Raw genomic sequence first — 14,696 nt, forward strand, 5'->3', positions numbered from 1 at the left:
GCGCCCATAGGCAGGTGCACGGCCCTCACCGGATGGTAGGAGGAGATCGGGATCACCCGATGGCGGGGGTGTCCTTAACGGGACCGCCCTTGACCGAGGTTCCCTTGACCGAGGGCTCCCACGTGTCCGGCACCTCTTCCTCGCCCGAAGGTCGGTGTCCGCCCGGCCCGTCCTCCCTGACCGAACCGCCCGAAGGCACACCTCCGTCGGACTCTCCGGAGGGCTCGTCCCCGTCCGGGAGAAGGTCCGCGAGGCTTTCGAGGGTCTGTCTCAGGTCCGGCGGGACGATCCACAGTTTGCCCGCGTCCCCCTTGGCGAGCTCGGGGAGCGCCCGCAGGTATTCGTGGGCGAGAAGCTCCGGGTCGGGCCTGCCGTCACGGGCGGCGCGGAAAAGCATGTCGATCGCGTCGGCCTCCGCCCTGGCCCGCGTCGCCCTGGCCTCGGCGTCGGCCCGCGCCCTGAGCACGGTCGCCTCCGCCTCGCCGCGAGCGGCCAGTACGGCGGCCTTTCTCCGCCCCTCGGCGGCGAGGACGGCCGTCTGCTTCTCCCCCTCGGCCGTGAGCAGCGCGGCCCGCCTGTCGTGGTCGGCGCGGGAGTGCCTCTCCATCGCCTCCTGGATCGAGACGGGCGGGTCGATCGTCTTCACCTCGACCCGGCCGACCCTCAGCCCCCACCCGCCCGCCGCGTCGTCGAGCGCCCGGCGCAGCTCGGCGCCGATCTCCTCGCGGGAGGCCAGCACGCGGTCCACATCCATCCCACCGACCACGTCGCACAGCGTGGTGGCGACGAGCTGCTCGACGGCGACCAGGAAGTTGGCGATCTCGTAGGTCGCCGCGCGGGCGTCGGTCACCTGGAAGGAGACGGCCGTGTCGACCGAGACGACGAGGTTGTCGGAGGTGACGACCGCCTGCGGCGGGAAGGCGACGACCTGCTCACGAAGATCGACCATGTCCTTGATCCGGTCGATGAACGGCACCACGAGGTTCAGCCCGGGACCGAGCGTCCTGTGGTAGCGCCCCAACCGCTCCACGACACCCGCCGTGGCGTGCGGCACGACGCGAACCATCCGATGGACGGCGAACGCCGCCACGACCACGATGACGAGTGCGGCGACAAGCGCTTCCATGAACCACCCCGGGCGGTCGAGTCACGTGGAACTCTTGACCCGGCAGGATATTTGCTTTTCCCTTCAACGGCCTTTGAACAACCGAAACGATCTCGGAACCTCTCGGGTTCCCCTCAGAGCTGGTGCGCCCGCGCGTACCAGCGGCCCTCGCGCCCCCGATCGAGGGTGAGCGGGACGCTGAAGGTGTGCGACAGGTTCTCCGCGGTCATCACCTGGTCGATCGGGCCCTGGGCCACCACCGAGCCGTGCCGGAGCAGCAGGGCGTGGGTGAACCCACTGGGCACCTCCTCCACGTGGTGGGTGACCAGCACCATGGTCGGCGCCTTCGGGTCGTGCGCGAAGGTCGCCAGGCGGCGCACCAGGTCTTCGCGCCCGCCCAGGTCGAGGCCCGCGGCGGGTTCGTCCAGCAGCAGCAGCTCCGGGTCGGGCATGAGCGCGCGGGCGATCTGGACCCGCTTGCGCTCCCCTTCCGACAGCGTGTTGAAGCGGCGCCGGATCAGGTGGGCGCAGCCGAGCTGGTCGATCAGCTCGACGGCACGCGTCACGTCGTGGGAGTCGTACTCCTCCGTCCAGCGGCCGAGGATGGCGTACGAGGCCGTGAGAACCAGATCGATGACCTTCTCGTCCGGTGGCACCTTCTCCGCCAGCGCGGCGCTCGCGAGCCCGATGCGGGGCCGCAGCTCGAAGACGTCACTCTGGCCGAGCCGCTCGCCCAGGATCTCGACGACGCCCTCGGTGGGGAACAGCATCGCCCCGACCACCTGCAGCAACGTCGTCTTTCCCGCGCCGTTGGGGCCGATGACGACCCACCGCTCGTCCTCGTGAACGGTCCAGTCGATCTCCCGCAACAGGACCGCTCCGTCCCTGCGGACGGTGACGTCCTGTAGCCGAAGCACCTGACCGCCCATCCCTTACGCCTCCTTGTGAATCGCTCGAACAAAACCTATTGCAGGACAAGCGCATATCGTGGATCGGTGCACCCTGATTCACCGATCTCGGCCACCCTGGTCTGCTGGGGCAACGCCTGGCTCGCCGGACAGGTCGGCCTCGACGAGGCCGCCGACCGCGTGGAGCGGCAGGCAGGCCCCCAACTCGTCGCCGGTGAGACCGGCGACCTCGCCCTCCGCGGATTCCTCGCCGACCTGCGGATCGAGGGCATGAAATCGCTGCGACTGGCCCTTCCCGTCGCGGGCGACCCACTCGGTCTCACCGGACCGCCCCCTTTCAACTCCGCGGCCATCGAGGCCGGGCAGGCGGCGACAGCCGTGCTTCCCGACAGATGTCTCGGCCTGATCCCGGTAAACGACCGCCGCGGGTCATCGTACGCCGGGGTTCGCTGGACCGTGCTGGAGGCCCGTACCACGGCCCCCGACCTGCCCTCCCTCGCCGAGGCCGAGCACGAGCTGACCCGCGCGATGCGGGTGGCCACCGACGCCCTGCTCGGCGTGGAGGGTCCGGCCCAGGGCCACCGGCGGCTGGAGATCGTGGACGACGGCCTGGCCCCCGGCTACCCCGCCAGGGCCCACCGGGTCGCCGCCCTCGCCGCCCGCCTCGCCGCGGTGCTCCGCGTCGCCGACGACCGCGGGCTCACCTCGGGCCAGATCGCCGTACGCGGTGAGGCCCTGCGTGAGCTCGACCGCGCGGTGCGCCGGGCCAGGGTGGTCGCCCACCACGCCATCACCGAGCTGGTCTGAGGGCCGGCCCGAGGGCCGGTCCGAGGATCCGGCCACCGGGACACCGCCGTCAGGCCAGACCGTTTCTCACCGCGTAGAGAGCGGCCTGGGTCCTGTCCTGCACGCCCAGCTTCATCAGCACGCTGGAGACGTGGGTCTTCACCGTCTTCTCCGCCACCGCGAGCTGCCTGGCGATCTCCCGGTTGGAACGGCCCGAGGCGATCAACGCGAGCACCTCGCGCTCCCGATCGGTCAGCGGCGCCACATACCTGTCCTCCTGTCCGCCCTCCCGCGCGGCCCGGACGGGTTCGGGACCGGCCAGCATCGCCTCGGCCGCCTCGGGGGCGAGCAGCACCTGGCCGCCGTACACCGCCCGGATCGCGCGCACGAGCGCGACCGGTTCGACGTCCTTGTAGAGGAAGCCCGCCGCACCCGCTCGCATCGCCGGAGCCACGTCGCCCCTGTCGCTCACCGAGGTCAGCACGAGCACCCTCGGCGACAGCCCTCGCTCGCCCAGCAGCAGCAGCGCGCCGAGCCCGTCGAGCACCGGCATCTTCAGGTCGAGCAGCAGCACGTCGGGGGCGAGAGACTCCACCAGGGCGACCGCCTCGGCGCCGTCGGCGGCCTCGCCGACCACGTCGAGATCCTCCTGCAGGTCCAGGAAGGTGCGAAGGCCCTGCCTCACGACCGGGTGGTCGTCGGCGATCAGGACGCGGATCACCCGGTCGTCGCCGTCAGGACCGCGTACAGCCGACCCCGAGGACCCGCCCAGGCCACGGACCGGACGACCACCGTCAGGACCGCGTACGGCCGACTCCGGCGACTCACCCGGTCGACGGACCGGACGACCATCGTCGGGACCGCCCACGGCAGACTCCCCCGGACGCCGGGTCGAACGATCATCCTTCTCCGCATCACGGGTCACGCGGGCACCTCCAGCCGGACGAGTGTGCCCCGTCCCGGCTCCGAGGTCACCCGCACGTCGCCGCCGACGGCCTGCGCCCTGTCGCCCATCGAGGCGATTCCCAGCCCTCTCCCCGCGGCGGCGGTCACGTCGAAACCGGCCCCGTCGTCACTCACCTCAAGAACCACGTGCCCGCCCTCGCAGCCCAGCCGCACCTCGACCACACGCGCAGCCGAGTGTCTTGAGGCGTTGTGCAGCGCCTCCTGGGCCACCCGCAGGACGGCCACCTCGATCACCGGTTCGAGCTCGCACACCGGGGACTCCTCGAACGAGAACGAGGCCGGGTGCAGCCGGTCGAGCAGACGGACGTGCTTGCGGAGCGTCTCGGCCAGGCCGTGCCGGTCGAGGTCGGCCGGGCGGAGTTCCACGATCACCGCGCGCAACTCGGCCAGTGCCTCTCCCGCCAGCCGTTCCACCTGGCCGAGCTCCCGCAGCGCCCGTACGGGATCGTCGACGACCAGCGACGCGGCGGCCTGCGCGGTGAGGCGCAGCGAGAACAGCTTCTGGGTCACCGCGTCGTGCAGTTCCCTCGCCATCCGGGTGCGCTCCTCCACCAGCGTGAGCTCCCGGCCGCGCTCGTACAGGCGGGCGTTGGTGAGGGCGATCGCGGCGTGCGCGGCGAACATGGTGAGCAGCCGCTGGTCGGCCTCGGTGAAGCCTCCGGGGGCCCGCTTGTTGGACAGGAAGATGATGCCGAGCACCTCGTCCCCGTCGAGTATCGGCACCCCGAGGAAGTCCTTGAGCACCGGATGGGCCCGCGGCCAGTATTCGAACCTGGGGTCCCTGCGGATGTCGGGCAGCCGGACCGGCGTGCCCTCGCGCAGCATCGCGCCGAGCATGCCGTGCTGGCGGGGCATGGGCCCGATCGCGTCCCACTGCTCGTCGGAGATGCCCTCGGCGACGAACTCGGCGAACGCCCCCTGGTCGTCGGGCACGCCCAGCGCGGCGTAGCGTGCGTCCAGCAACCGCCGCGCCGACCGCACGATCACCTGGAGCACCTCGCGCACCGACAGGTGCCTGGTCACGGCGAGGACGGCCGAGCTCACCGCGTGCAGCACGGCGTCCCTGTCCTCGCTCTCGGAGTTCACGAGACCGACTCTAGGCGGCGGCGGACGCCCGCCGCCTACTCCATCGGTCCTAAGCCCATCGGCCCACCTCCGGCCAGGTCCGGCGGCCGATGTACGGCGGGCGCGCGGCTCCTAGCGTCGAGGCATGACGAAGACCGCACTCATCACCGGCGCCTCCCGCGGCCTCGGCCTGGCACTCGCCCGCTCCCTCGCCGCCGACGGCTGGCGGCTCGTCCTCACCGCGCGGGGTGAGGACGCGCTGCGATCCGCCGCGGACGAGCTCGGCGCCCTCGCCCTGGCCGGAGACGTCGCCGACCCCGCCCACCGGGATCGGCTGGCGCGGGCCGTACAGGAACACGGCGGGCTGGACCTGCTGGTCAACAACGCCTCAGGGCTGGGCGCGGTCCCGCTGCCACCGCTGGCCGGATACCCGCTCGACACGCTCCAGGAGCTGTTCCAGACCAACGTGCTGGCCCCGCTGGCACTGATCCAGGCGAACCTGCGCGGGCTCAGGGAGCGGCGCGGCGCGATCGTGAACATCTCCTCCGACGCGGCGGTGGAGGCGTACGAGGGCTGGGGCGGATACGGCGCGACCAAGGCCGCCCTGGAGCGGCTCTCCCACGTGCTGGCCGTCGAGGAACCCGACGTCGCGGTCTGGTGGGTCGATCCGGGCGAGATGTCCACCGCCATGCTCGCCGACGCCGTCGGCGCCAAGGAGGCCGAACAGGCCCCGGCCCCGGAAAGCGTCGTTCCCACCCTGCTGCGGCTGATCGCCGACCGCCCGGACAGCGGCCGGGTGAGGCACGGATGAACGGGCGGGGCACCGAACGAGGAGGACCTGTGAGAACGACGGCGGAATCCGTGCGTGCGTACGGGGAGGGGACGTGAGCGCGCCCGTGGCGGACGCGATGGCCGCGGACTTCGTGCTCCCGCGCGAACTGGAGGCGCACGAGCCCCCGGAGGCCCGAGGGCTGGCCCGTGACGGGGTGCGCCTGCTGGTCTCGGAGCGGGGCACCGGACAGATCGGGCACCACGCGTTCGCCGACCTTACCGGTCTGCTCGGCCCCGGCGACCTGCTCGTGGTGAACAATTCCGGCACGCTTCCCGCGGCCGTCCGGCTCGATCGGCTCGCGGTGCATTTCTCCACCGAGCGTGAGGACGGTACCTGGCTGGTCGAACTCCGCAGGCTCAGGGAGCGGACGGGCCTCGCCGGAGGCCCCGGGAGCACCGAGACGGCCGGTGAGCCCTACCGGGGCGGTGCGGACGGGGAGTGGCTGCCGCTGCCGGGTGGGGCGACCCTGCGGCTCCTGGGACGCGAGACGCCGCGGCTGTGGCGGGCGAGGCTGGACCGGGAGGTCACGGGCTACCTCCGCCGGTACGGCGTGCCGATCCGGTACTCGTACGTGGACAGGGACTGGCCGCTCGCCGACTACCAGACCGTGTTCGGCGTGCGGCCGGGCAGCGCGGAGATGCCCAGCGCGGGGCGGCCGTTCACCACCGGGCTGGTGACCTCCCTGGTGTCGCGCGGGGTCGGGATCGCGCCGATCACCCTGCACACGGGGGTGGCGTCTCCGGAGAAGGACGAGCCACCGTATCCGGAGCGGTTCGAGGTGCCCGAGGCCACCGCGCGGCAGGTGGAGCTCGCTCGCGAGTCGGGCGGCCGGGTGATCGCGGTCGGCACGACCGTGGTCAGGGCGCTGGAGACGTCCGCGCTGGCCACCGGCCGTGTCCGGGCCGCGGACGGCTGGACCTCGCACATCGTCACCCCCGAGGTCGGAGTGAGGGCGGTGAACGGCCTGCTCACCGGGCTGCACGAGCCGCGCTCCAGCCACCTGCTGATGCTGTCGGCGATCGCCGGCCGCGATCTGCTCTCGCGGTCGTACGCGGAGGCGCTCGGAGAGGGCTATCTCTGGCACGAATTCGGCGATGTCCACCTGATCACCGGTTAGCGGATAGTCAATCGCAAGAGGTTTACAAGTCGGATCTCCCATGATGATCCGTAATCAACGGGACGAAATCCGACTGGAGTAAAAATGCGCCGGCACCTGGCCGCCATCGCCGCCATCGCCCTGGCGGGAGGCATGCTGCTCACCCCCGCGACCGCGAACGCCTCGGCCCCCCCGATCACCGCACCGCAGAAGGTCGCGGGCCCGCCGCTCGCACCGCTGAAGACGACCGTCCTCTACCCGCGCAGGGCCTGGGCGGGCGACTCGTACGTCTACACGCTGAAGATCAAGAACGTCGGCAAGTGGTACACCGACATCGCCTACGTCGGCGGCCGTCTCTCCCCGCACATCTCCAAGATCCGCATCGTCGGCAAGCCCGCCGGCTCGTACTGCGAGATCTCGGGGCGCGAGGTGGGCTGTCTGCTCGACACCCTGAACCCCGGCAAAACGGCCACCCTCAAGGTCAAGGTCTGGCTGAAGAACGGTGCCCGCGGCACCGCGACCGCCAATTTCGGCTCGGTCTCGATCGACGTCCCCGCGGGCGGGCTGGACACCTTCGACATCTACGGCATCGACATCGGCACCGACATCAAGTACGTGCGGGTGAAGACCCGGGTGCTCCGCTGACCAAGCGTTCCGTACCTCCCACCTGCTGATCATCCGCCTCTCCCGCTCCGCTCCCGTTCCCGGGTCCGGATCCGGTTGGTTCCGATCTCGCCACCGGTTTCGGTTCGTTCCGCTCGCTCCCGCCACCGGCTCCGTTCCCGGATCCCGACGACGGCGACGGCGACGAGTGCGGGCAACCTCATATACACGGCGTCCGCGCACCGTGCAGGATCTCCCCATGGCGAGTTCCGGACGGTGCGCGATCCATGGCTGAACTGAGAGTCGTCCTGGCCGAGGACCACTACCTGGTGCGTGAGGGCACCCGCAGGCTCCTGGAGACCTCCGGCGAGATCGAGGTGGTCGCCGCCGTGGGCACCGCGGACGACCTGCTCGACGCCGCCAGACGGCTGCGCCCCGGCGTGGTCGTCACCGACATCCGGATGCCGGGCTCGGCCGATCTCGTCCGCCCGGGAATGGAGGGCATCGACGCGGCGCACCGCATCCGCGCCGCCTCACGGGACATCGGGGTCGTGGTGCTCTCCCAGTTCTCCGACGCGATGTTCGCCCTGGATCTGTTCAGGGACGGCACCGAGGGTCGTGCGTACCTGCTCAAGGACCGGGTCGGTGACATCGACGAGCTGCTCGGCGCGATCAGGTCGGTGGCGGGAGGCGGCTCGGTGATCGACCCCAAGGTGGTGGAGGGCCTGCTGGCCAAGCGCGGGGTACGCGGCGGCCCCCCGCCCGCGGAGCTCACCCCCAGGGAACTGGACGTGCTCAGGGAGATGGCGCACGGCCTGTCCAACGGAGGAATCGCCCGCGCCCTGCACCTGTCGGTCTCCGCGATCGAGAAACACGTCAACTCGATCTTCATGAAGCTGGCCCTGGAGAACAGTCCCGACACCCACCGCAGGGTGGCGGCCGTCATCACATACCTGGGTTCGGCCTAGCCGGGGCCAGGGCTCCGAGATCGGATCAGGCCGCGGCGGGAACACCGTGCGCGGCCCCGGCGACCAGCACAGAGGCGACGGACGACTCGGCCGTCCAGGCCAGCTCCCCGCGGTCGCGTCCCCGCACGGGGGGCAGCATCGTCACCTCCACCGTCAACCGCCGGACGGCCACCACGCGGCGGATCGACGCCCACAGGAGGTCGTCACCGACATAGACGGGTCCACTGGCCAGGACGTCCTCCCCCTCCAGATATCTGATCGCGACCGGTCTGACCGGGGCCCCCGCGTCCAGGGCCGCCTGGAACACGGCGGGCCTGAACGAGCCCATCCCGCGCCCGCACCAGGTCGTCCCCTCGGGGAAGGCCGCCACCGGATGACCGTCGGCGAGCGCCGCGGCCACGTCGGCGACGGTCCCGGGCAGCGCGGAGAGCCGGTCCCTGTCGATGAACAACGCGCCCGAGCCCGTCGCGAGCAGGCCGACCACCGGCCACGCCCGGACCTCCTGCTTGGCGAGCACCCGGCACGGCAGGACCGCCGCCATCACGAGCGGGTCCAGCCACGACACGTGGTTGGCCACGACCAGCGGAGCGGCCCCGGACGATCCGTCGACGACCGGACAGGGCCCGGCGACCGAGCCGGCCATGAACGCGAACCCCCGCCTTACCTCGATCCGTACGCCGACCGCCCGCAGCACCAGCCGGGACCAGGCGCTCGTCAGCCGGATCCTGTTCGTCGTACCGAGTCCACGGGCCACGAGCGTGAGGACCACTCCCGCCAGGACGACCAGCCCGACCGCCGCGAGTCGCAGCGCCCTGCGCGGCGCCTCGGCCTTCGATCCCGGCGGGAACAGGCAGCCGGCGGGCGTGCACGGCGCCACGGGTATCCACGGGCTCACGATGCGGCTCCCAGGAAGTGGCGCAGGTAGCGGGGGTCGGCCTCGGCCATCGAGAGCAGGACGAAGAAGTCGGCCGTACCGAAGTCGAGGTCGTGGGCGGGCGGGCCGCAGACCCAGGCGCCCAGCCGCACGTACCCGCGCAGCAACGGCGGCAGCGTCGCCCGTCCCCGGTCGATGGCGGGGCTCGTGGCGGCCGTACGCTTCGAGGCGTCCTCCCGCGGTGACCGCGCCGTTTCGGCGCCGATCGGGAAGACCGGCACGGACCCGGAGGCGGCCGAGGGACCCGACCTCCCTCTCCGGCGAGGAGAGCCGGAGACCGGGCCCGCCCGCCAGGGAAGGTGCGGCGTGACGCGGTAGCCCGGCGGTGAGAGCGGCACCCGCTCCATGATCCCGGCCGCGTCGGCCACCGGCACCGAGCAGCACCCGGCCAGCCAGCCGTACCCCCCGGCCGTCATGTAGCGGGCGATGCCCGCCCACATCAGCCCGAGCACCGCGCCACCCCGGTGTTCCGGGTGTACGCAGGCCCTGCCGGTCTCGACCATGTTCCCTCGGATACCGGCCAGCGCGCTGAGATCGAACTCGGAGTCGGAGTAGAGGCGGTCGGCCCTGCGGGGGCCGAGCAGCCGGTAGGTGCCGACGACCTCACCGGTGTCGTCGCACCTCACCAGGAGGTGATCGCAGTAGGCGTCGAGCGGATCGACGTCCAGGCCGGTGATGGGACTGTCCAGCCGGGCGCCCATCTCCTCGGAGAAGACGCGGTGGCGCAGGCGCTGGGCCTCGCGCATCTCGACGGCGGTAGCGGCCAGCCCGACACGGTAGCGGGCGAGGCGCGACTCCACGGGAAGGGTCGTCATGAGGTTCATGAAGACATCCGCAGATGACGCGGGACCTGAGGGACCCGCGAACTCCAGGCGTCCGGATGATGAACCACATTCACGGTCGAATCCGGAGCCAAGTACCGTAGGAACCGATGAACCAGCGCACGCTTCTGATCACGTTGAACGGCCCCGACCGACCGGGCGTGACCTCACGCCTCTTCTCGGTCCTGGCCGGCTTCCCCGTCATCGTCGCCGACGTGGAGCAGGTCGTCATCCGCGGCCGGCTCACCCTCGGCGTCCTCGTCTCGTACGCGGGCGACACGCCGACCGGCACCGGCGGCACCCTCGGGGCCCTCTGGACCGCCGTCGAGCGGGCCGCGGAGGACCTCGGACTCCACGTGGAGCTGTCCACCGGCTCCGACTCGAAGGAGAAGCGGCGCAGGGGGCGGCTCGACGTCACCGTGCTCGGCTCACCGCTGCAGCCCGCCGCCATGGCGGGGATCGCGGGGCGGATCGCCGCGGCCGGTGCCAACATCGACCGGATCGAGCGCCTGTCCAGCTATCCGGTGACCTGCATCGAGCTCTCGCTCTCCGGCGCCGACCCCGACACCCTCAGGGCGGAGCTGGCCGTCGAGGCGCACGCCCAGCAGGTCGACGTCGCCGTGCAGCGGACCGGCCTGCACCGCAGGGCGAAGCGCCTGATCGTGATGGACGTCGACTCGACGCTCATCCAGGCCGAGGTGATCGAGCTGCTCGCGGCGCACGCCGGCTGCCTGGAGGAGGTCGCCCGGGTCACCGAGGAGGCGATGCGCGGTGAGCTCGACTTCGCCGAGTCGCTGCGCCGCCGGGTCGCGCAGCTTGAGGGCCTCTCCGAGGAGGTCTTCGAGAAGGTACGCAAGGAGCTCGTGCTGACTCCCGGCGCCCGGACGCTGGTACGGACGCTCAAGCGGCTCGACTACCGGTTCGCGATCGTCAGCGGCGGGTTCACGCAGCTCACCGACGCCCTCGTCGAGGACCTCGGGATCGACTACTCCGCGGCCAACACCCTGGAGGTCGTCGACGGCGTGCTGACCGGGCGGGTCGTCGGCGAGATCGTCGACCGGCCGGGCAAGGCGCGGGCACTGGAGCGCTTCGCCCGCGAGGCGGGGATCCCGATCAGCCAGACCGTGGCCATCGGCGACGGCGCCAACGACCTGGACATGATCGCGGCGGCCGGTCTCGGCATCGCGTTCAACGCCAAGCCGGTGGTCCGCCGCGCCGCCGACACCGCGGTCAACGTCCCCTACCTCGACTCGATCCTCTACCTGCTGGGCATCCCGCGCGCCGAGGTGGAGGACGCCGACGCCGAGGACGGTGTCACCGCCGCCGAACGTTGACCGTGATCGGTGGGGTGGGCCACCCGCGAACGCGATCACCGTACGGCTGTCCCGAGGCGTCGCCGAAGAGCTGAGACGGTCGCTCGTGTCTCAGCTCTCGCGTGGGTTCTCAGTGCTTCCTGGGGGTCCAGTGGACGATGCCGCGGCCGGTGTCGAGCTCGGCCCACTCGCCGTCGACCCCGATGACGGCGAACGCGCCGGGCGGGAACCCGGCGTCGCCGTCGGCCGAGGTGAGCTGCATGACAAGCTCCTGAACCCCGGGGTTGTGGCCGACCAGGACCAGCGTGCGCACCTCGGGATCGCTCCGCCGGATCAGCGTGAGCAACTCGTCGGGATATGCCTCGTATATGGCCGGTTCGATGAGGGTCTCCGCACCGGGGAGTGCCAGGTCGGCGGTCCGCCTGGTCCGTACCGACGGCGAGCAGAGCACCAGGTCGGGGGTGAGGTCCATACCGACGAGGGCCGCGCCGACCTTGAGGGCGTCGCGCTCGCCGACATCGGTGAGGGGACGCTCCCTGTCGGCGAGGCCGGAGGTGTGAGCCGCCTTGGCGTGGCGCAGGACGACGAGCGTGCGCGCGGTCATCGCGACGCCCACACGGCCAGACCCACGATCACCGCGAACATCGCGGCCATCGCCAGCAGGATGAGGACGAGTGTCTTGCCTCCGGAAGGCTGCTGTTCCATACGGGCCAGTTTCCCACCGGGGTGGCCCGCACACGCCGAAGGGGTGCACGTGGCCCGTGCACCCCTCCGTCAAACGTTTCCGTCGAACGTTTCCGTCGAACGTTCGCTCAGCTGGAGACCTGCTCCGGCTCCCGGTCGGAGTTGCTCTCCTCCGTCGGGGCGATGCCCGCCGAACGACGCTTGGAGAAGACGACCGCGGCGACGACGATGCCGACCGCGACCACCGTGATGCCGATGCGCAGCGTCGGGTTGTCGGCGTAGGTCACCACGGCGGGGGCGATCAGCAGCGCCACGAGGTTCATCACCTTGAGGAGCGGGTTGATCGCCGGTCCCGCGGTGTCCTTGAACGGGTCGCCGACGGTGTCACCGATGATGGTGGCCTCGTGGGCCGGCGAGCCCTTGCCACCGTGGTGGCCGTCCTCGACCAGCTTCTTGGCGTTGTCCCAGGCACCACCGGAGTTGGCCAGGAACACCGCCATGAGCGTGCCGCAGGCGATGGCACCGGCCAGGAACGCGCCGAGCGGGGCGTACCCGAGGGCGAAACCGACGGCGATCGGGGTGAGGACGGCGAGCAGGCCGGGCGTCGCCAGCTCCCGCAGCGAGTCGCGGGTGCAGATGTCGACGACCCTGCCGTAGTCGGGGAGCTCCGTCCCCGCCATGATGCCCGGCTTGGTACGGAACTGCTCGCGCACCTCGAAGACCACCCGTCCGGCCGCGCGGCCGACCGCCATGATCGCCAGGCCGGAGAACATGAACACCACCGCGGCGCCGATGATCAGACCGACCAGCACGTTCGGGGAGTCGACGCTCAGGCTGAACGCGCTGAACGAGCCCAGCGCCTCCTTCACGCTCGCCGTCGCACCCACCAGCTCGCCCTCGACCGCCGTACGGAACGCTCCGAACAGCGCGGTCGCGGCGAGCACGGCGGTGGCGATCGCGATGCCCTTGGTGATGGCCTTGGTGGTGTTACCGACGGCGTCCAGCGAGGTGAGGACCTGAGCGCCCTCGCCCTCGACGTCGCCGGACATCTCGGCGATGCCCTGGGCGTTGTCGGAGACGGGACCGAAGGTGTCCATCGACACGATCACGCCGACCGTGGTCAGCAGGCCGGTGCCCGCCAGCGCCACGGCGAACAGCGCGATCGTGACGTTGCCGAAGCCAAGCAGGAAGGCTCCGTAGACGGCGGCTCCGATGATCAGCGCGGAGTAGACCGCCGACTCCAGACCGACGCTGATGCCGGACAGGATGACCGTGGCGGGGCCCGTACGGGAGCTCTCGCCGATGTCCTGCACCGGGCGGCGGTTCGTCTCGGTGAAGTAGCCGGTGAGGATCTGGATGGTGCTCGCCAGGACCAGGCCGATGAGCACCGCCCCGATCGCGATCAGACGCGGGTCCGAGGTGACCGCGGCGATCTCCGGGCTCACATTGGTCAGACCGGAGAAGCTGGCCGGCAGGTAGAGGTAGGCCGCGCCGGCGACGAGGACCGCCGAGATGGCCGCCGAGATGAAGAAGCCCCGGTTGATCGCGGCCATCGCGTTGCGGTCGCCGGCGCGCGGGGCGGTGACGAAGATGCCGATGATCGCCGTGATCACACCGATCATGGGCACGATCAGCGGGAACACCAGTCCCTCGACGCCGAAGGCCACCCGGCCCAGGATCAGGCTGGCGACCAGCATGACCGCGTAGGACTCGAACAGGTCGGCGGCCATGCCCGCGCAGTCACCCACGTTGTCGCCGACGTTGTCGGCGATGGTGGCGGCGTTGCGCGGGTCGTCCTCGGGAATGCCCTGCTCGACCTTGCCGACGAGGTCGGCGCCGACATCGGCGGCCTTGGTGAAGATGCCTCCGCCGACTCGCATGAACATCGCGAGCAGCGCGGCACCGAAGCCGAAGCCCTCCAGCACGGCCGGGGCTTCGCCCCCGTAGGTGATCACCACCACGGCCGCGCCGAGCAGGCCGAGGCCAACGGTGATCATTCCGGCCACGCCACCGGTGCGGAAGGCGATCCGCATGGCGACCTTCTCACCGGACGTGCGGGCGGCGGCGGCGACACGGACGTTGCCGCGGACCGCGAGCCACATGCCGATGAATCCGGTCAACGCCGAGAACAGCGCGCCGACGACGAAGAACGCCGACCTGCCGATCCTCACGCTGGTCGTCTCGGCCGGGAGAAGGTACAGCAGGAACGGGATCAAAATGACGAATAGCGCGAGCGTCCGGAACTGCCGCGCAAGATACGCGGAAGCCCCCTCCTGGACGGCTCTCGCGATGTTCTGCATACGTTCGGTGCCCTGGTCGGCGGACAACACCTCCCGCACCAGTGTGCCGGCGACGGCGAGTGCGAGCAGGGCGACGGCGGCGACCACGATGACGATGGTGAAGTGGTGACCACTTAGGGAAACCGCTGGCTCCGCAGCGGCGAGATGGAGCACAGACATCCGACTCTCCTTGGCAAGACGGGAACACGTCCTGCCCGGAGTGCGCTGCGGTGATTGTCAGGTGGCTGAGGCGGCGCACTCCGGGATGGTGGGCAGTGCCGCTTCCAGTTGCAGACCCCCGCGGAGTACGGCTCGCGTGACGGGCCGCTCCGAAGG

At 71.1% G+C, this 14,696-nt stretch carries 14 protein-coding genes; 6 read left to right on the top strand and 8 right to left on the bottom strand.

Annotated elements, in window-relative coordinates; genetic code table 11:
* Window positions 1-52: 52 nt before the first annotated feature.
* Window positions 53-1,126, bottom strand: coding sequence for an SPFH domain-containing protein (locus AB0B96_RS06280; RefSeq protein ID WP_362896859.1), 1,074 nt, complete (start codon window positions 1,124-1,126; stop codon window positions 53-55).
* A gap of 113 nt (window positions 1,127-1,239) precedes the next feature.
* Window positions 1,240-2,034 (bottom strand): ABC transporter ATP-binding protein, encoded by a 795-nt coding sequence (locus tag AB0B96_RS06285; protein WP_350942557.1) that lies wholly within the window; start codon window positions 2,032-2,034, stop codon window positions 1,240-1,242.
* Between the two features lie 66 nt (window positions 2,035-2,100).
* On the opposite strand from AB0B96_RS06285, the gene AB0B96_RS06290 reads away from it, so the two are divergent.
* Window positions 2,101-2,820 (top strand): hypothetical protein, encoded by a 720-nt coding sequence (locus AB0B96_RS06290; RefSeq protein ID WP_362896860.1) that lies wholly within the window; start codon window positions 2,101-2,103, stop codon window positions 2,818-2,820.
* A gap of 49 nt (window positions 2,821-2,869) precedes the next feature.
* On the opposite strand, the gene AB0B96_RS06295 is transcribed toward AB0B96_RS06290, so the two are convergent.
* Window positions 2,870-3,520, bottom strand: a complete 651-nt coding sequence (locus AB0B96_RS06295) for a response regulator transcription factor (protein ID WP_362896894.1) — start codon at window positions 3,518-3,520, stop codon at window positions 2,870-2,872.
* Between the two features lie 200 nt (window positions 3,521-3,720).
* A complete protein-coding gene (locus AB0B96_RS06300; RefSeq protein WP_362896861.1) occupies window positions 3,721-4,851 on the bottom strand; it encodes a GAF domain-containing sensor histidine kinase in 1,131 nt (376 codons plus the stop codon).
* 124 nt (window positions 4,852-4,975) lie between these two features.
* Between AB0B96_RS06300 and AB0B96_RS06305 the strand changes: the two genes are divergently transcribed.
* From AB0B96_RS06305 to AB0B96_RS06320, 4 genes are all read left to right on the top strand, one after another.
* A complete protein-coding gene (locus tag AB0B96_RS06305; protein WP_362896862.1) occupies window positions 4,976-5,641 on the top strand; it encodes an SDR family NAD(P)-dependent oxidoreductase in 666 nt (221 codons plus the stop codon).
* A 73-nt stretch (window positions 5,642-5,714) separates the two neighbouring features.
* Window positions 5,715-6,779 (top strand): S-adenosylmethionine:tRNA ribosyltransferase-isomerase, encoded by a 1,065-nt coding sequence (locus tag AB0B96_RS06310; protein WP_362896863.1) that lies wholly within the window; start codon window positions 5,715-5,717, stop codon window positions 6,777-6,779.
* Between the two features lie 84 nt (window positions 6,780-6,863).
* Complete coding sequence (locus AB0B96_RS06315) at window positions 6,864-7,403, top strand: hypothetical protein (protein WP_362896864.1); 540 nt, start codon at window positions 6,864-6,866, stop codon at window positions 7,401-7,403.
* 245 nt (window positions 7,404-7,648) lie between these two features.
* Window positions 7,649-8,329, top strand: coding sequence for a response regulator transcription factor (locus AB0B96_RS06320; protein WP_362896865.1), 681 nt, complete (start codon window positions 7,649-7,651; stop codon window positions 8,327-8,329).
* Between the two features lie 25 nt (window positions 8,330-8,354).
* Here the strand turns inward: AB0B96_RS06320 and AB0B96_RS06325 are convergent, their stop codons facing one another.
* Together AB0B96_RS06325 and AB0B96_RS06330 are read right to left on the bottom strand one after the other, a co-directional pair.
* Window positions 8,355-9,224: a lysophospholipid acyltransferase family protein gene (locus AB0B96_RS06325; RefSeq protein ID WP_362896866.1), complete on the bottom strand. Its 870-nt coding sequence runs from the start codon at window positions 9,222-9,224 to the stop codon at window positions 8,355-8,357.
* Window positions 9,221-10,078 carry a GNAT family N-acyltransferase gene (locus AB0B96_RS06330; protein ID WP_362896867.1) on the bottom strand — a complete coding sequence of 286 codons (858 nt, stop codon included), beginning with the start codon at window positions 10,076-10,078 and terminating at the stop codon, window positions 9,221-9,223. Before AB0B96_RS06330 ends, AB0B96_RS06325 begins: the two co-directional genes overlap by 4 nt.
* Before the next feature lie 116 nt (window positions 10,079-10,194).
* Here AB0B96_RS06330 and serB point away from each other — a divergent pair, with 116 nt between their 5' ends.
* Window positions 10,195-11,418: a phosphoserine phosphatase SerB gene (gene serB / locus AB0B96_RS06335; RefSeq protein ID WP_350942546.1), complete on the top strand. Its 1,224-nt coding sequence runs from the start codon at window positions 10,195-10,197 to the stop codon at window positions 11,416-11,418.
* A 109-nt stretch (window positions 11,419-11,527) separates the two neighbouring features.
* Here serB and AB0B96_RS06340 read toward each other — a convergent pair whose 3' ends face one another.
* Window positions 11,528-12,001: a histidine phosphatase family protein gene (locus tag AB0B96_RS06340; RefSeq protein ID WP_350942545.1), complete on the bottom strand. Its 474-nt coding sequence runs from the start codon at window positions 11,999-12,001 to the stop codon at window positions 11,528-11,530.
* A 208-nt stretch (window positions 12,002-12,209) separates the two neighbouring features.
* Complete coding sequence (locus tag AB0B96_RS06345) at window positions 12,210-14,540, bottom strand: sodium-translocating pyrophosphatase (protein ID WP_362896868.1); 2,331 nt, start codon at window positions 14,538-14,540, stop codon at window positions 12,210-12,212.
* Window positions 14,541-14,696: the final 156 nt, after the last annotated feature.

The sequence above is a fragment of the Streptosporangium sp. NPDC049046 genome (assembly GCF_040649155.1).
GTDB lineage: Bacteria > Actinomycetota > Actinomycetes > Streptosporangiales > Streptosporangiaceae > Streptosporangium.